Consider the following 22,623-nt stretch of genomic DNA (forward strand, 5'->3'; position numbering starts at 1 on the left):
TTACGGGTCGGACTTTTCCTACAGATTGCGCTCAGTCCGAAAGCTATAATCAGGTTATGACCGATGCAAACACCATCGACGCCATAGAAAAGGCCGCGCTGGAGCTGAAGCCCGACGCCCGGGCAAAACTGGCGCAACGCCTGGTTGAAAGCCTTGCTGCTCTACCTGAATCTGAACTGGCCGAACTCTGGCTTAGGGAAGCCGAACGGCGTGACCAGGAACTTGACAGTGGAAATACGGCTGCGTTGCCCGGAATAAGCGTAATCGCTGACATCAGGTCCCGCTACGACAAGTAATGCTTTCGTACACGTTTCACCCTCTGGCCGCTATAGAACTGAACGCCGTTGTTGAATACTACGAAAACATCGCTCCCGGAAAAGGGTCTGGAGTTTTTGGCCGCCGTCGAATCCGGAATCGACCAGCTTTGCCAGTATCCTGAATCTGGTCCGGTCAAACGCGGCATGATTCGGTCACTGGTATTACCGCCTTCGGGTCGCTGGCCGTACTCACTTCATTACAGCATTAAGCCTGCCGAAATCCGCGTTCTGGCAGTCGCGCATCATCGTCGCCAACCCTTTTACTGGCTGGGAAAAAGGGTCTGAACCTTAACCCAGCAGCCACTGGCACAGGTAAACGGCGCTGATGGCGCCGACGGCGTCGGCGAACAGGCCTGCCGGCACCGCGTGGCGGCTGCGCAGCACGCCCACCGAGCCGAAGTACACGGCCAGAACGTAAAACGTCGTTTCCGAGGAGCCGAACATCGTCGCGCCGATCTTGGCCTGCATGGAGTCGGCGCCGTATTCGTTGACGAGATCGGTCAGCAGGCCGAGTGAGCCGCTGCCGGACAGCGGGCGCATCAGCGCCAGCGGCAGGTTCTCGGGCGGGAAGCCAATGAAGTTCAGGAACGGCGCCAGCAGGTTCAGCAGCACATCCAGCGCGCCGGAGGCGCGAAACATGCCGACGGCCACCAGGATGGCCACCAGGTAAGGAATGATGCGTACGGCGATGGTGAAACCGTCCTTGGCACCCTCGACGAAGACCTCGTAGACCTTCACGCGGCGCGCGGCCATGGCGTACAGCGGGATGCCGACGATCAGCGCCGGGATGATGTAGCGGGCCAGCTCGTTCAGGCCGTCGGTGAAGGTCTCGATCATCGTTCGTCCCCTTCACCTTGCTCAACCGGCGCGCTTGCTTCGTCACCAGCTCCATCCTCGGGCGCCGGTGTCAGCCGGAACCACTTCGTGTTCTCCAGCACCTTGACGATAACGATCGCGGCGATGGTCGAGCAAAGCGTCGCCAGGATGGTGGTGATGAAGATATCGGCGGAAACCACGCCCATCAGCGCCACCACGGTGGCCGGCAGGATCAGTTGCACGCTGGAAGTGTTGATCGCCAGGAACATGACCATGGCGTTGCTGGCCGTTTTCTTGTCCGGGTTCAGCTCCTGTAGCTCCTCCATCGCCTTCAGGCCCAGCGGCGTGGCGGCGTTGCCCAGGCCCAGCATGTTCGCGGACATGTTCAGCACGATGGAACCGATGGCCGGGTGGTCGTCGGGCACGTCGGGGAACAGGCGGATGGTGATCGGCCGCAGCAGTTTGGCGATGATGCGGATCAGGCCGGAGGCCTCGGCGATCTTCATGATGCCCAGCCACAGCGCCATGATGCCGACCAGGCCGATGGCGATCTCCACCGACAGCTTGGCCATATCGATGGCCGCCTGGGTGACCTGGTCGATTCGACCGGTGAAGGTCCCGACCACGACGGAGATCAGGATCATGCCCATCCAGATGTAGTTCAGCATGCGCTTACCTTGACAGTCCGCGCGAGATTAACTGACTGGTGACTGCGGGATCCGGATGCGCGGGTCGTCCGGGTCCGCATGCAACTCTACCGTGTGCGCGACCGGAAGTGTGGCCTGGCAGTCGCCATGGCCGCAGGGGAAGTGACTGATAATGGGAATGCCCAGGTCGCCGAACACGTCCATGATGATCGCGTCCGTGTCCTTGCCAAACGACACGTCGCCGCCATCGTGCATCTCCAGCATCTCGCCCACCACCAGGCCGCGGATGCCATCCAGGCAGCCGGCAGAGCGCAGTTGCAGCAGCATCCGGTCGAAAGCGTGCAGCTTCTCGTCGATATCTTCGATGAACAGGATCGCGCCGTCGGTGCAGACCTGCCCTGGCGTGGCCAGGCGTTCGATCAGCAGTGAAAGGTTGCCGCCCCACAGCGGGCCGCTGGCCTCACCGGGTGCCAGGACACGGGCCTGGCACCCGGCGGTCGAACGAATCTCGACATTGTCTTCACCGGACAGCACGGCCAGCAGCGTGTCGATGTTGTAGGGCACGGTCTCGCGGCCGAACGTGGTGAGCATCGGCCCATGAAAGGTGACGAATTCACATTGCTGCGACACCGTGGTCAGCAGGCCGGTGATGTCGCTGAAGCCCACCAGGATCTTGGGGTTGACCGCGATCATGTCGTAATCCAGCAGCGGCAGCACCCGGTTGACGCCGTAGCCGCCGCGCGCGCAGATGATGGCGTCGATCGAAGGATCGGTGAACATCGCCATCAGGTCGGCCGCGCGCGCTTCCGGCGGACCGGCGTACTTGTCCTCGCGCAGGCCCACGTTATCGCCAAGAACGACATCGAAGCCGCGGTCGCGGAACTCGCCCACGGCACGCGCCAGCCGGTCCGGCAGTGGCCAGTAGGCCGGGCTGACGATACCGATTCGGGCGCCGTCGCGCAGTCGCGCCGGGCGGAAAGCCATCAGGGCAACACCTTCATATCAGCAGTGTCGCCCCGCGCCGTTGGCCACGTCCAGCGGTTCCAGGCCGTCGATGTTCTCGATGCCCAGGCCCGGCGCATCGGTGATACGGATTTCCGGCCCCTCGAAGCGCACACCGCTGGTCACCGGGTCGTATTTGCCCAGTGACGGCGTGTCCAGGTCGATCTTGGTGATGACCGACGACTTGGCCGCCGCCACGTGCGCGGCCGCGGCCACGCCGATGCTGGATTCCAGCATGCAGCCGATCATGCACTCGATGCCATGGATGCCGGCGATATCGGCAATCTTCACGGCGTTGGTGATGCCGCCCGTCTTCATCAGCTTGATATTGATGATGTCCGCGGCGCGATTACGAATCAGCTCGATCGCCTCGCGCGGCCCAAACGAGCTTTCATCCGCCATCACCGGCGTATGCACGCGCTCGGTGACGTACTTCATGCCCTCGATGTCCTCGCCCAGCACCGGCTGCTCAACCAGCTCCAGCTGCACGCCGGATTCCTCCAGTGCGCGGAGCACGGACACCGCCTGCTTGGGCGACCAGCCCTGGTTGGCGTCCAGCCGGATCAGCGCCTTGTCGGCGGTGGCGGTGTAGATGGCCTTGATGCGCTCGATGTCCATCTCCGGGTCCTTGCCCACCTTCACTTTCAGGGTCTCGAAGCCGGCATCACAGGCGGCGACGGCGTCGTCCACCATCTTGTCGATGTAGTCCACGCTGATGGTGATATCGGTGACGATCACCGACTCGCCGCCGCCCAGCAGCTTATAGATCGGCGCGCCATACAGCTGCCCGAACAGGTCGTAGACGGCAATTTCCATGGCCGCCTTGGCGCTGTAGTTCTTGATGATCGACTTTTGGATGTGATCGGTGATCGCATTCAGGTTACCGACCTCCATGCCGATGATGTTGGGCGCAATGACCTTATGAATGGCCTCGATAATCGAGCCATGCGTGTCGCCGGTGATCACCGCGGTGGCCGGCGCGCTGCCGTAACCGGTGCGGCCGTCGTCGGTATCGACCATGACCACGACATCGGCGATTTCATCCACCGTCCTCAGGGACGTCTTGAACGGCGTGGCCAGCGGCACCCGCAGCATCCCGAAACGGACTCTTTCTATTTTCATGACTCTCCAACCCCAGCTCTGATCGATTTGATCGCGTACATCTCGTCCAGGTAAGTGACGTCGCGCGACATATGCAGCGAAACCAGCGGCGTGACCGACACGCCACTGAACTCGCGTTCGTGATACTGCCCCTCGTCATCCATCCAGCCGGCGCCGGCCAGGTCGTGGATCACCCAGGGTTCGTTATCCACCAGGCCCAGGAACATCATGACATGGCCGGTGGAGTACAGCAGGTCGCCGACATCGGCGCCGCGGATATGTTCGAGTTTCTCGGCGACGGTGGCGTCTTCGGCGAAGCGCGTGTTGATGCCGATGGGGCTGTGGCCCTGCTGCGCCGAGTTGCGCGGCAACACGAAGCCCATGGCCCGGTAGACCTCGGACACCAGCCCTGTGCAGTCGCGGGCATTGCGTGAATGGCCCCAGCCATAGGGCTCACCCAGGAACCGAAACGCCAGCTCGACCAGGTGCCGCCGCGTGTACGGCAGCCAACCGCGGCGCACACCCTCGGTCGCAGGCAGGAAGGCATCGGCGAAAGCCAGCCCGCCCGCGGAGTCAGCCACCGGCAGGCGGACCGGCCATCGGCCTGCCCCTTCTTCGCCCCCCTGGCAAATTGGCAGGCTGGCGCCCATTTCCAGCGCCAGGGCGCCACGATCGTGTTCGGGCTCGTTGAATTGCGCATCGACAAAGGCCGCGGTCACCACCACCCGCTCCGGCGCGTCACGCCAGGCGAGCATGTCAGCCCGGTCGCCGGTCGCCAGCGAGCCGACAAGCACCCACGCGGCATAATTATGTGACTGCACAAACAGCCACTGGCCATCCTGGCTTCGATGCAACACGGCGACCACGTCGCCGGGGAAAAGCGTGTTCTCCTGGAATCGGTCCAGGTGGCGGGTTTCCTCGTCGCGGAAAACAACATCGGCACTCGGCCAGGTGCGCATGTCGGCGCGAAGGTGGGCCATCGCGAACACCACGTCCACGGTGTCGTCCACGCCGCCAGGGTTGCATGCGGCTTGGTAGCCCTGCCAGTCCGCCTCGGTCACCTCGCTGCCGTCGGCGTGGCGCAGGGCCATAGCTGGCCGGCGACTGGTCGCCTCGATGCGTGCCTGCACGTCGGCCGCGGACAGTTGCCTGGAAAAGTGCGCCAGGTCGACCAGGCTGGGGTCACGGGCGTAAGCGTCGCGATTGAAGGCCTCAATCGCCTCGGGCGGCATCAGCACCGTGTCCGGCGCGCGGCATCGGTCGATCCAGAATTCCGGCGTCTGGCGCATGTGCAGGGGTCCGTTGCGATGAAAGATTCGACCCGCCTTTGGCGCGCCTGAATAATTTATTCTATGAAGGGCGTCAGGCATCTGCAACAAGGCTCATCGCGGTACCAGGGGCGCTCAGCCGGCGTCGGCCGGCGTAACGGGAACCGTGACCGGAACGACAGCAGGTTCCGGCACCAGCACAGGTTCAGGCTCGGGCGCCAACAGCGGTGCCAGGTCGTTCTCGTAATACTTCTCGATCAGCGCGTAGAGCACGGCCGCGGTAGCCGGGCTGTTCTGGCCAGTCACTTCCCAGGGCAGGAAATGCATCTGGAAGGCGCTGATGACGTTACGGGTCTGCTCGTCATACTCGCCGGTCAGTTCGATTTCGTAGCCATAGGTCTCCAGCGCTTCCTGCATGCGGCCGATGCCGGGCAGGTCCAAGCGGAAACGATCCCAGTAGCGGGCGACCGTGTCATCGTCATACCAGGCGCCGTAGCCCTGGGTATACAGCCACTGCCAGGGGAATCGCGGGCCGGGGTCGATCTTGCGCTGCGGCGCCAGGTCCGAGTGGCCAATCACGTGAGTGGGTGGCACGTCCGGATGGCGTGACAGGATGCCCTCCAGCGTTTCCGCCACCAGCGCCATCTGCTCCTCGGCAAAGTCCGGGTAGAAGCAGATGCGCTCCGCGGCCCAGTCCGCCACGGTGGGCTCGGCCGGCTCAGTGTCATCCTGCGCCTCGTGGCAATGTGCCTGGTTGACGATCTCGATGCCCACGGACATGTTGTTCAGTTTCTTCATGCCCCGCCACGAGCCCACACCGGCATGCCAGGCCCGACGGTTCTCGTCCACCAGCTGGTAGACCTGCAGCTTCTCGCCCTCGTAGCTGTCGTCACCGGGCTCGGGAATCAGGTAGTGCGAGCTGACCGGGCGGCTGGTGCGCTTGGTCAGCACGTGCATGGAGTCGGCAAAATCGCTGACGGTGAAGTGAAGCACCACCACCGCCACCCGGCTGTCCTGGTTTTCCGACTCGACCTGCACCGGGCCCGACGTCGACGCGCAACCGGCCAGCGCCAGCGCGGGAACCGCCAGTAACAGCAGGCGTCGGGGAGAAATCGTGTTGAACATATTAAGGCCCGTTTCAGCTACGCGTGAATCGTAGGTTCGATACGCATGTGAAATCAAGAATAAATAATTCTTTACATGAATTCACAATATGATATTTTATTTTGACGAAAATATAACGAATTTCGTATCGGTTGTTTAACCACCATCACTCGGGGACGGACCATGAGGAGTAACATGCACACTTCGTTAGCACGCAGAATCATGCCCTATGCCAGTTTGCTGATGCTCGCCATTGCGGCGCTGCTCATCAGCATGCCGGCCATGGCGCAACAATCCGGCGACATTGCCGGCACGGTCGTCGACGCCGACGGCGTTGGCATTGAAGGCGTCACGGTTGATGCGACCAGCCCGGTACTGCCCGGCAAGCGCACCGCGACCACCAACGAAAACGGCCAGTACCGCCTGCCGCTGCTGCCCCCGGGCAACTACACGCTCATGTACACGCTGCCGGACGGCACCGAGCGTTCCCGGGCCGCCGAGGTTCTGCTGCAGCAGCGTTCAACGGTCAACGTGGCGATTACGCCGGAAGTCGACGGTGCGACGCTCGAGGAAGTCCTCGTGGTGGGTACCAGCCCGTTGCTGGCCACCGAAGACGCCTCGCTGTCTGACGCCGTCAACTACGAGACCTTCGATTCCCTGCCCGTTGGCCAGGAATACCGCGACCTGATCAAGCTGATCCCCGGTGTCCAGTACACCCAGGACAGCATCCGCGGCCCAAGCGCTGGCGGTAACGGCCAGGACAACACCTACCAGTTTGACGGTGTGGACGTGTCCCTGCCGATGTTCGGTACGCTGTCTGCCGAGCCCTCCACCCATGACATCGACCAGGTGAGCATGGTGCGTGGTGGCGCTTCCGCGGTTGGCTTCAACCGTTCCGGCGGTTTCAAGATCAACACGATCTCCAAGCGCGGCACCGACGAGTTCCACGGTGAGGCCAGCTACCAGGTCGAGGATTCCGACTGGTCCGCCGACCCGGATACCGGTGTGGCATCGTCTGACCGCACGCGCGAATGGATCGTCGCCAACATCAGCGGCCCGATCCTGCAGGACAAACTGTACTTCTACGCGTCCTACTACAACCCGACCACGGAACTGGTCAACCGCGACAACGCCTACGGCCCGGTGCCGGACTACAAGTCCGACCGTAAGGAGTACTTCGGCAAACTGACCTGGGCACCGACCGATTCCATCCTGCTGGACGCCAGCTACCGTAACTCCGACAACGAAGGCCGCGGCCAGGGCGTTGGTTTTTACGAGACGGTCGATGGCTCCACCGGTTCGGATGCCACGCTGGAAATCACCATCCTGGAAGGTTCCTGGGTGATCAATGAGAACTCCAGCGCGTACTTCAAGTACACCGACTTCGCCAACGAAACCCGTGGCGGGCCTGACCTGTTGCTGTCGGCACAGCCGAGCGTCGGTGGTTCACTGGACCTGAACAACCTGGACCGTATGGGCCACTTCATCGTCCCGCAGGCGCGTGACGACGATCCGGCCTGGAACGCCTTCGCACAGCCGCTGATTGACCGCTACGGTTACGTCGGCGACGACGGCACCCTGCAGGGTGGCGGCCTGGTTGGCGCGGCCCAGACCATTAATGACCAGAACTTCTACCGTGAGTCGTTCGAAGTCGGCTACGACTACACGCTGGACTTTGGCAACGTGTCGCACGAGCTGCACATCGGTTACCACCAGGAAGAGATCCATGAAATCCTGATCCGCTCATCCAACGGCTGGGGCCTGATCGAGTCCGTCGGCGGCGAGGAAACCACGGCGGTTGGCGACATTCCGATCTACTACCGCGCCAACTTCTTCCAGACCAGCCTGGGCGACTATGGCATCCCGCCGATCAACTCGTACGCGGAATCCCGCAACATCGAGCTGAACGACATCATCACCTGGAATGACTTCGAGTTTAACGTCGGCGTCATGTTCTCCGAGGACACCCTGTACGGCCAGGGCCTGAAGGCCGTGTCCGGCAACCTCAGCGGTTTCGAGAACAGCCCGGGTACCAAGTACAAGATGAAGAAGGTCAGCTTTGACGAAATGATGCAGCCGCGCCTGGGCGTGACCTGGCATTTCGCCGACAACGCGTCATTGTTCGCCAACTACGCCCGGTACTACCCGTCCGCCAGTTCACTGGCCCGTGCGGCGTCCTGGGACCGTAACCTGCACACCGAGATTGAAGCCCTGTTCGATATCAACGGCAACATGATCGGCCTGGAAGAAGATGCGTCCTCCTCGGGCAAGCTGTTCCAGGAAGGCATCGACCCGCGTCACGTGGACGAGTTCCTGGTCGGCGCCAACTGGCAGCCGATGGACAACCTGACCACGCGCATTCACTACCGTCGTCGTGAAGCCCGCAGCTTCTGGGAAGACACCTACAACTGGGCACTGGAAGCTTACTCCTGCACCGCAGAACCGGACCGTTTCGGCTGCATGCCGGCCGGCTGGGCGCCTGAAGAGCCCTACATCCCGAACCTGAACGACTACCGTGCAGAAATCGGTGGTTCCACGTTCGTGATCGCCGAGGTACCGAACGGCTACACCGACTACGACGAAGTCAGCCTGGAAGCCGAATGGTCACAGGACAACTGGTACGTGCAGGCGTCTTACACCTGGAGCGACTACCGCGGTAACTTCGACCAGGACAACGCGACCTCCGAGAACGACTTCAACACGTTCATCGGCTCCTCGCTGCTGTCTGACGGCCGTGGCCGCATGCTGTGGAACATGAAGGACGGCCAGCTGCGTGGCGACCGTACCCACCTGTTCAAGGCTTACGGTTACTACCAGTTCAGCTGGAACGGCAGTGTCGGCGCCTACGCGCTGTACCAGTCCGGCCAGCCCTGGGAAACCTGGGACGGCTCACTGTACGGCTACTCCAGCGACACGATCCGTTTCGCCGAGCCGGCCGGTACCCACCGTTCCGACGCGCACTACCAGTTGGACCTGAACTACACCCAGAACTTCTACTTCGGGGCCAACGATCGTTACGGCGTGCAGCTGCGCGCAGACCTGTACAACGTGTTTGATAACCAGACCGGTTACAACATCCAGCCGAGCATCAACACCGCCGGCTACGGTGAACCGCGTTCGTACTACCTGCCGCGTCGCCTGCAGCTGATGGCCAAGTTCCTGTTCTGATCGGACGGAACCTGTGCCGCGGCGTTTAGCCGCAACCTACAAGGCCGGTCCGGAATTTCGGGCCGGCCTTTTTCTTGCCAGCGTGTTGGATAATCATCGGACGACATGGACCTGAATATTTCGCTCATCGACGCCCTGATCGTGATCGCCTACCTGGCCGGCGTCATGGTGTTTGGCCTGTGGATGGGCCGCGGGCAGCACACCCTGGCGGATTACTTCCTGGGCTCGCGCTCCCTGCCCTGGTGGGCGTTGCTGCTGTCCATCGTCGCCACCGAGACCAGCACGGTCACCTTCCTGAGCCTGCCGGGCATTGCCGCGGCACCAGGTGGCGACCTGACCTTCCTGCAGATCACGATCGGCTACATCGCCGGCCGCCTGCTGATCATCCGTTTCCTGCTGCCGCTGTATTTCCGCGGTCAGAATTTCACCGCCTACCAGGTGCTGGAGTCGCGCTTCGGTCGCCTGAGCCGGCGTGCCGCGTCGTCCCTGTTCCTGGTCACGCGCAATGTCAGTGATGCCTTGCGGTTGTTCCTGACCGCCCTGGTGCTGCAGATCGTGCTGGGGCTCGATTTGTCGGTTTCCGTGGTGCTGCTCGGGCTGATCACCATCGCCTACACGCTGATGGGCGGCGCCCGCTCAGTGATCTGGAACGACTGCCTGCAGTTTGTCGTATACATGGTCGGCGCGCTGGCGGCGTGGATGATCATCGTCGACCGGGTGCCGGGCGGCATGACGGCGGTGACCGAGTTCGCTCGCGAGTCGGGACGGCTACGGTTGTTCGATTTCGAATTTTCCCTGCTCAAGCCGACGATGACGTTCTGGGCGGGGCTGGTTGGCGGCGCCTTCCTGACCGCCGCCACCCATGGCACGGACCAGCTGATGGTCCAGCGCTACCTCTCCGGCCGCAACCAGCGCGATGCCGCAAAGGCGCTGGCGGCCAGCGGCTTTATCGTCGCCGGGCAGTTCGCCGTGTTCCTGCTCATTGGCGTGGCCCTGGCGGCGTTTTACGCGCTCTCCCCGGCGATGGCCGGCCTGGATGCGCCGGCCGGCGACCGGCTGTTTGCGACATTCATCGTCGATGAAATGCCGGCTGGCCTGGCGGGTATCACGCTGGCGTCGGTGTTCGCGGCGGCGATGAGCACGCTGTCCAGCTCCCTTAACTCTTCGGCCACCGCGCTGGTCAACGATGTCTGGCTGCCGTTACGGCGCGAGCCGCTGGACGCGGCCGGCCAGTTACGCGCGGGACGCCTGGCCACGGCGCTGTTCGGCGTGGTCCAGGTGGGCATCGCGCTGGCCTTCGGCGCGCTCGATTTCAGCGAAAGCGTGGTCGCCAACGTGCTGAAGGTGGCCGGCTTCGCCAGCGGCCCGGTGCTGGGTGTCTACCTGCTGGGTGTGTTCGCCCACGGTGTGCGTCAACCGGCCGCCATTGCCGGCTTCGTGGTCGGCGTACTCATTCTCTCGGTGCTGGCCTTCGGCACCGCCCTGTACTGGCCCTGGTATGCGGCCGCCGGCGCGCTCGTCACGCTGGCGGCGGGCATGGCCGCCCAAAAGGTGATGCGATGACACGGACTGCGCTGGTCAACGGCCGGGTTTTTGACGGCGACACAACGCTTGAAGACGCGACCGTTGTCGTTGATGACGGTGTAATCGCCGAGGTACGGGCCGCTTCCGACGGCGCGACGGCGGCTGACAAGACCATCGACCTGCACGGCCGCTGGCTGGCGCCCGGGTTGATCGACATCCAGGTGAACGGCGGTGGCGGCCGGTTGCTGAACGACGACCCCAGCGTGGACACGATCCGAACCATGGGCGCAGCGCACCGCCGCTTTGGCACCACCGGCTTTTTGCCCACCCTGATCAGCGACAGCGCGGACGTGATGTGCCGGGCCTTGACGGCCGTCCGCCAGGCCACGGCCGAAGGCGTGCCCGGCGTGCTCGGCATTCATGTCGAAGGGCCGTTCCTGGACCCGGGGCACCGAGGCATCCACGACGACCGGCATTTCCGTCCAATCTCGGACGAAGATATTGAACTGCTCACACCACGTGGTGACGAGGTGGTGCTGCTGACCATCGCACCGGAGCGCTACGGCCCGACCATGGTGCGGCGCATGGTCGACGCCGGCATCCGCGTCTATGGCGGGCACAGCGGCGCGACCTTCGAACAGGCGCGCGAGGCACTGGACGCAGGTCTCAGCGGCTTCACCCACCTGTTCAACGCCATGACGCCGTTCACCAGCCGCGCGCCCGGCATGGTGGGCGCGGCGCTGCAGGATCCGAACAGCTATGTCGGTCTGATCGCCGACGGCCATCACGTGCACCCGGCCAGCGTCGCCGTGGCCCATGCGGCCAAGGCCCGTGACCGCATGCTGCTGGTGACCGACGCCATGTCGACCATCGGCGCGGAAGGCGACAGCTTTGAATGGAACGGCGAGACCATCCACGTGGCCGATGGCGCACTGCGTCTCGCCGATGGCCGCCTGGCCGGCTCGCACCTGGACATGATCAGCGCCGTGCGCAACATGGCGCGATTCACCGGCATCGACCGCACGGCCGCTTTACGCATGGCCGCGACCGTGCCGGCCATGGCCCTGGGGCGCGATCATGAACTGGGGTATATCCGGCCCGGCTATCGCGCCAGCCTGGTGGAACTCGATGACGACTTCAGCGTGGTGGGCAGCTGGATTGACGGACAGCGCGAGGCGTACCGTGAGCCGGGCTGACGGTTCAGTCGTAGCGCAGGAACGCCGCGCGGCGTTCGCGGAACGTGTCGAGTTCGGCCTGGTAGGTGTCGACCAGCGCGTCGATGTCTTTGCCCTCCCGCAGCGCCTCCAGAACGGCCTTGTTGGCCAGCAGGCGCGTGTAGGGCTCGATGTCCCAGGTATCCGGGTAGTCATGCCGCAGCTGCAATGCGACCTGGAACCCGGTTCTGACCGGGTCAAAGGCGGCGCGATCAGTGATCAGGATGTTGATGCCGCCGCAGCGCTCACCCTCGAACTTGCTGGCATCTGGCGTGAATGTCACGGATATGAACGCAACACCGGGGATCCTGAGGCGATTCAGGTCGCGCGCCAGCGCATCGCCGTCCAGCCACGGCGCGCCGATGATCTCGAACGGCGTATCGGTGCCCCGCCCCACCGAGAGATTGGTGGTCTCGAGCAGGCCGATACCGGGGTACAGCAGCGCCTGGTTCAGGTTGCGCATATTCGGCGAGGGATTGACCCAGCGCTGGCCGGTGGCGTCGAAAAAGTCGGCGCGCGACCAGTGACGCAGTTCGACGACCTGCAGGTCCAGGTCCAGCTCGAGCTCGGCGCGGAACATCTTCGCCAGCTCGCCGACGGTCATGCCATGACGGGTCGGCAACGGATGCCAGGCCACGAACGACAGCAGGTCGGCATCGGCCACGGGGCCGCCCACGTCGATGCCGTTGATCGGGTTCGGCCGGTCGAGCACGACAAACCGCTTACCATGCTCCGCCGCAGACGTCATCGCCAGGCCCATGGTCGAGATGTAGGTGTAGAACCGCGCGCCGATATCCTGGATGTCGAACACCAGCGTGTCGATACCCTCCAGCATCCATGGCTCGGGGCTGCGGGTGTCGCCGTAAAGGCTATAGATGGGCAGGCCGGTGGTACCGTCTTCGCCATGATCGATTTCGGGGATGTCTAGCTTGCCCTCGATACCGTGCTCGGGGCTGAACAGCGCCACCAGCTCGACACCGGGCGCGTCAGCCAACAATTGCAGGGTGCTGTCGCCGTTGCGGTCGATGCCGGTGTGATTGGTGACCAGGCCGACGCGGCGGCCCGCCAGGGGCTCAAAATCCGCCTGGCGCAGCACATCGATGCCAGACAGGGTCTGCTGGGCGGAAGCGTCGTCGCTGGATTCGGCGGCCACCACCAGGCCAGGGGCGAGTAACAAAATGATCAACAGGAATTTGCGCATGGGTGGCATTCTTGCAGAGCCGTCCGTGCCAGCGCAATGCGAAGGAAACCGACGATGACCGAACGGGAATTACCCGATAATGCCAACCTGGCCGGCCTGACCACCGAGGCGCGCAACCCGCGCAGCCAGGACCTCGACGCACTGTCGACGCTGGAGTTCGTGCGCCTGCTGAACAGCGAGGACGCGGGCGTCGCCAATGCGGTGGCCGATGCCGCCGAGGATATCGCGCAGACGATCGACATTATCGCCGAGCGCATGCGCCGGGGCGGCCGCCTGGTCTACTCCGGCGCCGGCACCTCCGGCCGGCTGGGCGTGCTGGACGCCTCCGAGTGCCCTCCGACGTTCAACGCCGAACCCGGCCGCGTGGTCGGCCTGATCGCCGGAGGCGAGTACGCGCTGACGAACGCCGTTGAGGGTGCCGAGGACAGCCCGGAACAGGGCCGCGCCGACCTCGAGGCCATCGGTTTCGGCCCCGACGACGCCCTGGTCGGCATCGCCGCCAGTGGCCGCACGCCGTACGTGATCGGCGCGCTGGACCACGCCCGCGAGATCGGCGCGGCCGCCATCGCCTTCACCTGCAATGCCGGCTCGGAAATGACCCGTCATGCCGACCTGTCCATCACCACGGTGGTCGGCCCCGAAGTCCTGACCGGCTCGACCCGAATGAAGGCCGGCACGGCCACTAAGATGGTGCTGAACATGCTGAGTACCGGCGCCATGGTCAGGCTGGGCAAGACCTACGGCAACCTGATGGTCGACCTGCAGGCGAAGAACGTGAAGCTGGTGGAGCGCGCCATCGGCCTGGTCATAACCCTGACCGACTGCACCCGTGAACAGGCCAAAGCGCTGCTGGACGCCAGCAACGGTGAAGTCAAAACGGCGGTGCTGGTGCAGCTGGCTGGTGTTTCACCTGGCGAAGCGCGCGAGCGCCTGGCAGCCGTGAATGGCCAGCTGGGCAAGGCCCTGGCCGGCAGTGACGCAGCACCTTGAGGCCGAACCGTTGAACACCACGAAACATCTCCTGGGCATCGACGGCGGCGGCAGCCGAACACGCGCGGTGCTCGCCGAGATGACGCCCGACGGCCAGGTGACGGTACTCGGCCGTGGCGATGCAGGTTCCGGCAACCCGTTGCTGGCCGGCCACCGGCAGGTGCTCGCCAACCTGGATTCGGCCACCGCGCAGGCCTTCTCGGCGCTGCCCGACCCATCCATCATCGTGGATGCGGCGGTGCTCGCGCTGGCGGGCGCCGGGGCGGCCGAGGAAAGCGCCTTGATCGAACAATGGGTGACCGCCAATCCACGGCTGTCGGCCTACCGCCTTATCCCCGACTGGCAGCCCGTGCTGGTGGCCGGCACGCCTGACGGCCACGGTATCGGCCTGATCGCCGGCACCGGCTCGGTCGCGTTCGGCGCCACCGCTGACGGCCGCACCGTCAAACGCGGCGGCTGGGGCCACTGGTTCGGCGACCAGGGCAGCGGCTACGACCTGGGCCGGCAGGCCCTGACAGCCGCCGCCCACGCGGCCGATGGCCTGGCGGCCGCCACCCGGCTGGGCGCCGCCATTGCCACGCATTTCGATGGCGCAACCCCGGATGCCATTTCGACGCTGCTGGCCCGCCACGACAACCCACGCCGCGCCATCGCCGCGCTGGCGCCGGTGGTGCTTGACGCCGCCGCGGACGGTGACGATGTCGCGGTTAACATCACCGAGAACGGCGCCCGCCACCTGGCCGGCCTGGTCGCCTCCGTCGCCAACGCCCTGGCGCTGGACGACGGTTATCCGTTGGCGCTGGCCGGTTCCGTGGTCTGCGAAAACGCGGCGTACCGGCAGCGCGTCCTGGATACGCTGGGCCAGTCAGGGCCCGTGCCTGGCACCGTTACACGCGTCGAAGAACCCGTCATGGGCTGCATCACGCTGGCCCGTCATGAACTGTTGAACACGAACACCGCCTGGAGAGACCATGCATAGACGACTGCTTTTGAAGAATTCCGCCGCGCTGGCCGCGCTCGGCATGGGTGCACCCCTGCCTACCGCCCAGGCGGCGAGTGCCACCGGTGCCGCGAGGGACATCATCAAACCCCGACGGCTGGAACCCGGCATGACCCTGGGTCTGATCGCCCCGGCCAGCCCGCCCGACGAGAAGGAGAGCATCCGCTTCGCCGGCGACGTGATCCGCTCACTGGGCTACGCGGTCAAGGAAGGCGAGAACCTGTACGCCAAGACCCAGTACCTGGCCGGCACCGACCAGCAGCGCGCCGACGACGTCAACGCGATGTTCGCCGACCCCGACGTCGACGCCATTTTCTGCGTTACCGGCGGCTACGGCACCACGCGCATCCTGCCGCTGCTCGACTACGACACGATTGCCGCCAACCCCAAGGCCCTGATCGGCTACAGCGACATTACCGGCATTCTCAACGCCATCTACACGAAGACCGGGCTGGTGGGCTTCCACGGCCCGGTCGCACAGCGCAATTTCGGCGATTACGCGCTGGCGGAGTTCCAGAAGGTGCTGGTGAACCCGTCGGCCCCGGTCGCGTTGGCGGCGCCGCCGCCGTTCGAGACCAGCCCCGGCCAGGTCGAGCGCTACAACCGCATCACGCACATCAGCGGCGGCAAGGGCAGCGGCCGCCTGGTGGGCGGAAACCTGACGCTGATGGCGTCGATGACGGGCTCACCGTATTTCCCATCCACCGACGGCAACATCCTGTTCCTGGAAGACATCGACGAAGCACCCTACCGCGTCGACCGCATGCTCACCGAGCTGTGGCTTGCCGGGCACCTGGACAACCTGGCCGGCGTGGTGCTGGGCCGCTTCACCAAGGCGGACGCCAACGGCAACTCGTTCACGCTGGAGGAAGTGTTTGAAGACCGCTTCGGCGACGCCCCCTACCCCGTCATCCGCGGCCTGATGATTGGCCACATGAAAGATCTCAGCACCATCCCGGTCGGCGCGCGCGCCGAACTCGACGGCAATGCAGGCACGTTGACACTGCTTGAAACCGCGGTGCGGTAACGCCGGGGTCAGAGTCGAACCAGGTTGGGGTCAGAGTCGACTCTGACCCCAACCTGGTCCGACTCTGACCCCACCCCTCTCACTCGTAGAGCAGGTAGCCTTTACGCCGCTCGACATAGGCCTTATACGCCGCCTGCTCTTCCGCGGACGGCGCAGGTGGCTGGTTGGCGGCCAGCTGTTCAGCCATTTGGCGGCTGCCCAGCGCTTTCAGGAATCCGGTGGGTTTGCCTTCAGAAGTCAGGTATTCGGAAAAAATGGCCTGCTCCGGAGCTAGCTTCACCAGTTCGGTCATCAGCGCCAGGCCGACCGCGGCCGGGTCCACGGCGGAGAAGTCGGTCACGTGCAACTGCACACCCTGCACGGATTCGCCACTGAAGGTGGCGTAACGCGGCGAGTAGGTCAGCGGCCGGAACGCGATGCCTTCAAGCCCCCGCGCCGACATGGCCGCGGCGAAGGCCTGGCTATCCAGCCACGGCGCACCCATCAGCTCGAATGGCGTCGGCGTGCCGACCCCCTCGTTCAGGCGCCGCAGCTCGCCGATGATGCCGGTCATGGCGTAGAAATAGCTGCTTTCCCAGCGTGGGATGTGCTGCGACGGCGGCACCCATACCCAGTCGAGATCACCGTAGGTCATGCCGCGCTTCCAGCCGTCCATCGGGATCACCCGCAGGTCGATGTCCGGCACACGCTCGGCGCGGATCATTCGCGCCCATTCGCCCGGCGTCAGGCCGTAGACCTGCGGCACGGGGTGAATGCCGATAAACGACAGCAGGTCGTCGTCGATCATCGGGCCGCTGACCACGCGCCCGCCCATCGGCTCCGGCCGGTCCAGCACCCAGACGGCCACGCCGGCATCGGCGCAGGCCTCCATCAGGTAGGTCAGCGAGGATACGAAGGTGTAGCTGCGGCTGCCGATGTCCTGGATGTCGTAGAGGATGACATCCAGCCCTTCGAGCATCTCCGGCGTCGGCTTGCGGGTCGCGCCATACAGGCTGGCCACCGGGATACCCGAGACCGGGTCGATATCGCCGGCCACCTTGTCACCCGCGAAGTACTGCCCCCGCACGCCGTGCTCCGGGCCGAACAGGCGGGCCACGTTGACGTCCGGCAGCGCGCGAACGACGTCAATGGTCGACACCAGCTGGCGATCCACCCCGGTCGGGTTGGTCAGGATGCCGGCGCGCTTGCCGGCCAGTTCGGCCGCGTGATCGCGCACCAGTACTTCCACGCCGGGCAGCACCTCCGCGCGGGCCGCGCTCACCGCGCCCAGCGCCATCACCATCATCACCAAAACCAGGGCTCGAACCATTCCAACCATCATGCGCTCCGTTTATCGATCGTCTTTTTCATGCGAACCAGCCGCGCGCTGACTTCGGCGCCCACCTGGGCCTGGTAGAACGGCACCGGACCAACCCACGGGATCACGGCCGTCTGAAACCCCAGTTCACGCAGGTCGCGAAGACAGCGCTTCAACAACACGCCGCCGATGCCCAGCCCGCGCGCGGCGGGCAAGGTGCCCATGGGCCCGAACCAGCCGGCGGCGGTGTTATTCCCACCCCACGCGGAAAACCCGAGCAACTCCGAATCACGCCAGGCCAGGTGTACGCCGACTGGCATCTGGGCCATCGAGCGCCCGACCTCGTCGTGCCAGCTACCGCCAAAATGGTCCAGCAAAGCGCCCAGGGCCACCTGGTCGCCAGCTTCGGCCCGGCGAACCGCCACGCCCTGCCCGACCAGCCGTGACTCCGCGTCAGCAGTTTCCAGGTCGGCCGCCGTTAAGTCGGCCGTCATGTTCTCGGTCTCGCCGGTCACCTGGTAGCCGTGATGGCCCAGGAAAGCCAGCCCATCCGCGTAGCGGTCATCCACGCCCGGCGAAAGGTAGTTCGGTGCCGACCCAGCCACCGTGATTGAACCGGCGCCCTTCGAAAGCAAAGCGGACTCCACTGCGCCAAGCAAAGTGGATCCATAACCGGCACGCCGCGCCTCTGGCGCGACCGCCAGCATCTTCAGGTAACCCGCGCCGCTGGCGCGCATCACGCCCAGGCCGAAACCCTGTACGCCATCGCCATCATCAACCACGTACCGGCCGGCCACGCCCTCGTCGTCCCAGGCGTTCTCGATCAGCAGGTCGGCAGACAACGGGTCATGCGGCGCGGCGTGGTTCCACATCGCGACGATGCGGTCGATATCGCCACGCTCCGCGGCGCGCAGGCTCAAGAGGTGGCGCCGCCATCCGGCGCGGTGGCGTCCTTGCGTCCGAAACGGGGGTCCAGCGGGATCAGTTTGACCACCAGGAACGACGGAATGGTGGCGATCAGCACCCAGATGAAGAAGTTCTGGTAGCCCAGTTGCTCCTGCACCCAGCCGCTGGCCATGCCGGGCAGCATCATGCCCAGGGCCATGAAACCGGTGCAGATGGCGAAGTGCGCGGTCTGGTACTTGCCCTGCGACACGTACAGCAGGTAGAGCATGTAGGCGGTAAAGCCAAAACCATAGCCAAACTGCTCCACGCCCACCGCGGCGTTGACCACCCAGGCGCTCTCGGGCTGCGTCACCGACATGAAGATGTAGACGACATTCGGCAGGTTGATGGCCGCGACCATCCACCACAGCCAGTGCTTCAGGCCGTTCCGCGCCGCCAGCAGGCCACCGATGATCCCACCCGCCGTCAGCAGCAGCATACCCACCGTACCGTAGACAAAACCGACCTCGGCCGTGCTCATGCCCAGGCCGCCGACCGCGCGATCATCCAGCAGGAACGGCGCGGCGATCTTCACCAGCTGCGCCTCGGCAAAACGGAACAGCAGCATGAAGGCGAGAATGATGACGATGCCGCGCTTGCGGAAGAAGCTGGCGAACACCTCGCCAAAGCCGGAAAACACGCCGCGCAGCGACGGGTCCGGCCCCGGCCGGTCGGCCGCCGGGCGTGGCAGCATGAACTGGTGCCACGCGGCAAACACGATAAACAGGCCCGCCAGGCCGTAGAAGGTCACCGCCCAGGCGCGATGGACATCGCCCCACCGGGTTTCCAGGTAACCTGCCAACATCACCAGCAGCCCCTGGCCGGAGATCATCGCAACCCGGTAGAAGGTACTTCGGATGCCGACAAAAAACGCCTGCTGGTGGGGCGTGTTGCCCAGCATGTAGAAACCGTCGGCGGCAATGTCATGGGTGGCCGAACTGAAGGCCAGCAGCCACAGGAACGCCAGCGAGTAGCGGAAGAAATCATCCCCGGGAAGGGTCAGCGCCACGCCCGCCAGGCCGGCGCCGATCAGCAGCTGCATGGCCAGCACCCAGCCGCGCCGCGTGCCCAGCACATCCACCACGGGGCTCCACAGCGGCTTGATCACCCAGGGCAGGTAAAGCCAGCTGGTGTACAGCGCGATCTCCGCGTTGGAGATGTCCATGCGCTTGTACATGATGACCGATACGGTCATCACCAGCACGTACGGCAGGCCCTCGGCGAAATAGAGGCTGGGAATCCAGGTCCACGGGTTGCGGCGACCCGTTTCCCGGTCGTCACTCACCGCCTGGTGTTCAGACAAAACCGACTACCCCGAACGCCGTTCGATGTTCGCGCCCAGGCCGGCCAGCTTCTGCTCCAGCTTCTCGTAGCCGCGGTCCAGGTGATAAATGCGATTGACGATGGTCTCGTCCTCGGTGGCCAGGCCGGCCAGGATCAGGCTGGCGCTGGCGCGCAGGTCGGTGGCCATGACCGGCGCGCCGCTCAGGCCACCGGGTCGGCCGCGGACGATGGCGACCTGCGTCTTCGGCGTGATGTCCGCGCCCATGCGAACCAGCTCCTGCACGTGCATGAATCGGTTCTCGAAAATGCGCTCAGTAATGACCGAGGTGCCGTTGGCGACCGTCATCAGGGCCATGAACTGGGCCTGCAGGTCGGTGGGGAACCCCGGGTACGGCGAGGTCGCGATATCGACAGCCGTCCAGCGCTCGCAGGGCAACACCCGCATCCAGTCTTCGCCGGTCTCGATCTCGAAACCGCACTCGGTCATACGCCGGAGCAATGCATCCAGATGCCCGGGTACGCAGTCCTTCACGGTCACATCGCCACCGGTGATCGCACCGGCGATCAGCAGCGTGCCGGCCTCGATGCGATCCGGCACCACGCGGTGCGCGCAGGCGTGCAGCGACTCGACACCTTCAATAGTGATGACGCTGCTGCCGTCGCCCTCAATCTTCGCGCCCATGGCGCGCAGGCAGTCGGCCAGGTCGACGATCTCCGGCTCCTTGGCCGCGTTCTCCAGCACCGTTTTACCCTCGGCCAGCACGGCGGCCAGCATCAGGTTCTCGGTGCCGCCCACGGTGACGTTCTCGAACACGATGCAGGTGCCCTGCAACCGCTTCGCCGTGGCGTGGATGTAGCCATTCTCGATTTCGATCTCGGCGCCCATCTGCCGCAGCGCCTCAATATGGAAATTCACCGGCCGCGAACCGATGGCACAGCCGCCCGGCAGGCTCACTTCGGCCTGGCCGTAGCGGGCCACCAGCGGCCCCAGGCAGAGGATACTGGCGCGCATCTTGCGCACGATGTCATACGGCGCGACCTGCTCTTCGCAGGGCTTCGCGTGCACGATCATCGTGCCGCCATCGCGCTCGCAGCGGGCACCCAGGTGCTCCAGCAACAGGACGGTCGAGTCGATGTCGACCAGCCCGGGCACGTTGTCGAAACGGAACTCACCGTCGGCCAGGAGGGTTGCGAAAAGCAAAGGCAGGGCGGCGTTCTTGGAGCCCCCCGTCGTTACTTCGCCATGAAGGGCGTTGCCGCCATTGATAATGATGCTGTCCACGCGCCGTATGATACGGTATCGGCCGCGACGGGCGTAGGCCAAACGCCCGGGTTGGAACCGATTGCCACGGAAATGCCACCTTTGCACCTGAATCCGGAGTTGCCCAGACATGCCACGCCTTTTCCTGCTCGCGGGTTTGACCCTGCTGTCCGCTGCCGCCATGGCTGAAAAGGCCGACTGGCAACCCGCCAACCGTGTCTACGACCGCGATGTGCTGTCGGCCGCACCACTCCTGCCGGCCGACCTCGACGCGGCCACCCGGCGGTGCGAGCCGGGCACCGGTGGCCTGGAGGACGTCGAATACCGCTCAGCGGCAGAGGTGGACTACTCCCAACACGGCTGGGAACAGCGCGTGGCCGCCGACTGGGCCTTTTTCAACGTGTCGCCCTACCTGGGCAAGGTGCTGGTCATCGACAGCCGCCGCCAGGGCGACACGCTGGCGTTCCGCTACCTGGCCAACGGCACCCAGGGCGACCTCTACGAGCCGTGGAGTTCCTCCAAGGTCATGGCCTTTACCGCGGCGATGGCCGCCGCGCGCGAACAGGGCGTGGGCGCCGACGCCAGCGTCGGCGACTACCGCATCGCCGACCTGGTCACCAGCGTGCACAGCTACGCCCAACACGGCCTGGCCGATGGCAATTCCAATGCCATCGCCTCGTGGTTCCTGAACATCGCCGGCCGCGATGCGGCCACGGCGCTGTTCCACGACCGCTGGCTGAAGCTCTCCGACCCGCGCGTCCGCATCCGCGGCGCCTACGCCAACCTGGTCTTCGACCCAGGCACCACGACCTGGCGTTCGGACGACGGCTCGGCGACCGCCACGATCGACTCATTCAAGGCCAACACGGACGACCCGGGCTACCAGGCCTACCGCTGCGACGATTGTGACCTGACCGGCAACAAGCCGATGACCACGCTGGCCGAGGCCGAATGGCTGAAGCGCCTGGCCACCCACGACACCGTGCCCGAAACCCGTCACCCCGGGCTACAGTCCAGCGATATCGACGTGTTATTCGAGGGACTCGCCGATGGCCCAGACCGCCCGGTCGGCGGCATGCGTGCCGGCATCGGCCGCATGCTGCATCGCGCCCTCGCCGATGCCATCGTTCCCGAAGAGCCGTCGAAAGACGACGCGAAAGCCGTGCTCGACAACGCCACCGACGGCCGCTGGAGCGTCTGGCAGAAACTCGGCGCTGGCCCCAGCGAAACCCGCGGCGCCAGCGAACTGGTCATGCTCGCGCAGGTCTGCCTGCCCGGCTACCAGGGCGGCCGCACATTCACCGTCGCCGCCCAGGCCGGTGTACCCGGCGCCACCGAAGAAAACGTCTCCGTGGCCGCACAACGACTGGAGCAGGTCCTCGCCATCACCATGCGCCAGTTGCTGGGTGACGGGTGACGGGTGACTCGTGACGCGTGACGCGTGACGCGTGACGCGT

20 protein-coding genes are annotated in these 22,623 nt (G+C 64.9%); 9 read left to right on the top strand and 11 right to left on the bottom strand.

Translation table 11 applies throughout. From position 1 onward, the window contains the following. Positions 1-56 precede the first annotated feature (56 nt). Together F3N42_RS06155 and F3N42_RS15895 are read left to right on the top strand one after the other, a co-directional pair. Positions 57-296 carry an addiction module protein gene (locus tag F3N42_RS06155; RefSeq protein WP_150863512.1) on the top strand — a complete coding sequence of 80 codons (240 nt, stop codon included), beginning with the start codon at positions 57-59 and terminating at the stop codon, positions 294-296. A gap of 51 nt (positions 297-347) precedes the next feature. Continuing rightward, positions 348-602: a type II toxin-antitoxin system RelE/ParE family toxin gene (locus tag F3N42_RS15895; RefSeq protein ID WP_406600458.1), complete on the top strand. Its 255-nt coding sequence runs from the start codon at positions 348-350 to the stop codon at positions 600-602. Between the two features lie 3 nt (positions 603-605). Here F3N42_RS15895 and F3N42_RS06165 read toward each other — a convergent pair whose 3' ends face one another. The 6 genes from F3N42_RS06165 to F3N42_RS06190 form a co-directional block, all read right to left on the bottom strand. Beyond that, positions 606-1,154 carry a spore maturation protein gene (locus F3N42_RS06165; RefSeq protein ID WP_150863514.1) on the bottom strand — a complete coding sequence of 183 codons (549 nt, stop codon included), beginning with the start codon at positions 1,152-1,154 and terminating at the stop codon, positions 606-608. Continuing rightward, positions 1,151-1,801, bottom strand: a complete 651-nt coding sequence (locus F3N42_RS06170; RefSeq protein ID WP_150863515.1) for a nucleoside recognition domain-containing protein — start codon at positions 1,799-1,801, stop codon at positions 1,151-1,153. The genes F3N42_RS06165 and F3N42_RS06170 overlap by 4 nt, the downstream gene beginning before the upstream one ends. Before the next feature lie 27 nt (positions 1,802-1,828). Beyond that, positions 1,829-2,764 carry a S66 peptidase family protein gene (locus F3N42_RS06175; protein ID WP_150863516.1) on the bottom strand — a complete coding sequence of 312 codons (936 nt, stop codon included), beginning with the start codon at positions 2,762-2,764 and terminating at the stop codon, positions 1,829-1,831. An 18-nt stretch (positions 2,765-2,782) separates the two neighbouring features. After that, entirely contained in the window at positions 2,783-3,904 is a 1,122-nt protein-coding gene (locus F3N42_RS06180) for a dipeptide epimerase (RefSeq protein WP_150863517.1), read from the bottom strand. Further along, positions 3,901-5,172 carry an SH3 domain-containing protein gene (locus F3N42_RS06185; RefSeq protein WP_191621261.1) on the bottom strand — a complete coding sequence of 424 codons (1,272 nt, stop codon included), beginning with the start codon at positions 5,170-5,172 and terminating at the stop codon, positions 3,901-3,903. The genes F3N42_RS06180 and F3N42_RS06185 overlap by 4 nt, the downstream gene beginning before the upstream one ends. Positions 5,173-5,286: 114 nt before the next feature. Next, positions 5,287-6,276, bottom strand: coding sequence for an N-acetylmuramoyl-L-alanine amidase (locus F3N42_RS06190; protein WP_150863519.1), 990 nt, complete (start codon positions 6,274-6,276; stop codon positions 5,287-5,289). A 174-nt stretch (positions 6,277-6,450) separates the two neighbouring features. On the opposite strand from F3N42_RS06190, the gene F3N42_RS06195 reads away from it, so the two are divergent. The 3 genes from F3N42_RS06195 (at position 6,451) to nagA (ending at position 12,143) form a co-directional block, all read left to right on the top strand. Continuing rightward, positions 6,451-9,423, top strand: a complete 2,973-nt coding sequence (locus F3N42_RS06195; protein ID WP_191621262.1) for a TonB-dependent receptor — start codon at positions 6,451-6,453, stop codon at positions 9,421-9,423. 105 nt (positions 9,424-9,528) lie between these two features. Then, positions 9,529-10,986 carry a sodium:solute symporter gene (locus F3N42_RS06200; RefSeq protein WP_150863521.1) on the top strand — a complete coding sequence of 486 codons (1,458 nt, stop codon included), beginning with the start codon at positions 9,529-9,531 and terminating at the stop codon, positions 10,984-10,986. Beyond that, complete coding sequence (gene nagA / locus F3N42_RS06205; RefSeq protein ID WP_150863522.1) at positions 10,983-12,143, top strand: N-acetylglucosamine-6-phosphate deacetylase; 1,161 nt, start codon at positions 10,983-10,985, stop codon at positions 12,141-12,143. The genes F3N42_RS06200 and nagA overlap by 4 nt, the downstream gene beginning before the upstream one ends. A gap of 4 nt (positions 12,144-12,147) precedes the next feature. Here the strand turns inward: nagA and F3N42_RS06210 are convergent, their stop codons facing one another. Beyond that, positions 12,148-13,362 carry an exo-beta-N-acetylmuramidase NamZ family protein gene (locus F3N42_RS06210; RefSeq protein ID WP_150863523.1) on the bottom strand — a complete coding sequence of 405 codons (1,215 nt, stop codon included), beginning with the start codon at positions 13,360-13,362 and terminating at the stop codon, positions 12,148-12,150. A gap of 54 nt (positions 13,363-13,416) precedes the next feature. On the opposite strand from F3N42_RS06210, the gene murQ reads away from it, so the two are divergent. From murQ to F3N42_RS06225, 3 genes are read left to right on the top strand one after another with little or no spacing between them, the layout of a single operon-like run. Beyond that, entirely contained in the window at positions 13,417-14,352 is a 936-nt protein-coding gene (murQ, locus tag F3N42_RS06215) for an N-acetylmuramic acid 6-phosphate etherase (protein ID WP_150863524.1), read from the top strand. 10 nt (positions 14,353-14,362) lie between these two features. Further along, positions 14,363-15,331 carry an N-acetylglucosamine kinase gene (locus F3N42_RS06220; protein ID WP_191621263.1) on the top strand — a complete coding sequence of 323 codons (969 nt, stop codon included), beginning with the start codon at positions 14,363-14,365 and terminating at the stop codon, positions 15,329-15,331. After that, positions 15,324-16,379: a S66 peptidase family protein gene (locus F3N42_RS06225; RefSeq protein ID WP_150863526.1), complete on the top strand. Its 1,056-nt coding sequence runs from the start codon at positions 15,324-15,326 to the stop codon at positions 16,377-16,379. The genes F3N42_RS06220 and F3N42_RS06225 overlap by 8 nt, the downstream gene beginning before the upstream one ends. 79 nt (positions 16,380-16,458) lie before the next feature. Here F3N42_RS06225 and F3N42_RS06230 read toward each other — a convergent pair whose 3' ends face one another. The 4 genes from F3N42_RS06230 to murA are packed head-to-tail and all read right to left on the bottom strand — an operon-like array spanning position 16,459 to position 21,187. Then, positions 16,459-17,697 (bottom strand): exo-beta-N-acetylmuramidase NamZ family protein, encoded by a 1,239-nt coding sequence (locus tag F3N42_RS06230; RefSeq protein WP_191621264.1) that lies wholly within the window; start codon positions 17,695-17,697, stop codon positions 16,459-16,461. Then, a complete protein-coding gene (locus F3N42_RS06235; protein ID WP_150863528.1) occupies positions 17,697-18,596 on the bottom strand; it encodes a GNAT family N-acetyltransferase in 900 nt (299 codons plus the stop codon). Before F3N42_RS06235 ends, F3N42_RS06230 begins: the two co-directional genes overlap by 1 nt. After that, positions 18,593-19,924, bottom strand: coding sequence for an AmpG family muropeptide MFS transporter (locus F3N42_RS06240; RefSeq protein WP_224784766.1), 1,332 nt, complete (start codon positions 19,922-19,924; stop codon positions 18,593-18,595). Before F3N42_RS06240 ends, F3N42_RS06235 begins: the two co-directional genes overlap by 4 nt. 6 nt (positions 19,925-19,930) lie before the next feature. Continuing rightward, a complete protein-coding gene (murA, locus tag F3N42_RS06245; protein WP_150863529.1) occupies positions 19,931-21,187 on the bottom strand; it encodes a UDP-N-acetylglucosamine 1-carboxyvinyltransferase in 1,257 nt (418 codons plus the stop codon). Positions 21,188-21,296: 109 nt separating this feature from the next. Here murA and F3N42_RS06250 point away from each other — a divergent pair, with 109 nt between their 5' ends. Then, the gene (locus tag F3N42_RS06250) at positions 21,297-22,583 is read left to right on the top strand and encodes a hypothetical protein (RefSeq protein ID WP_150863530.1); all 1,287 of its coding nucleotides are present in this window, start codon (positions 21,297-21,299) and stop codon (positions 22,581-22,583) included. Positions 22,584-22,623: the final 40 nt, after the last annotated feature.

This window comes from Marinihelvus fidelis (genome assembly GCF_008725655.1).
Classification (GTDB): domain Bacteria; phylum Pseudomonadota; class Gammaproteobacteria; order Xanthomonadales; family SZUA-36; genus Marinihelvus; species Marinihelvus fidelis.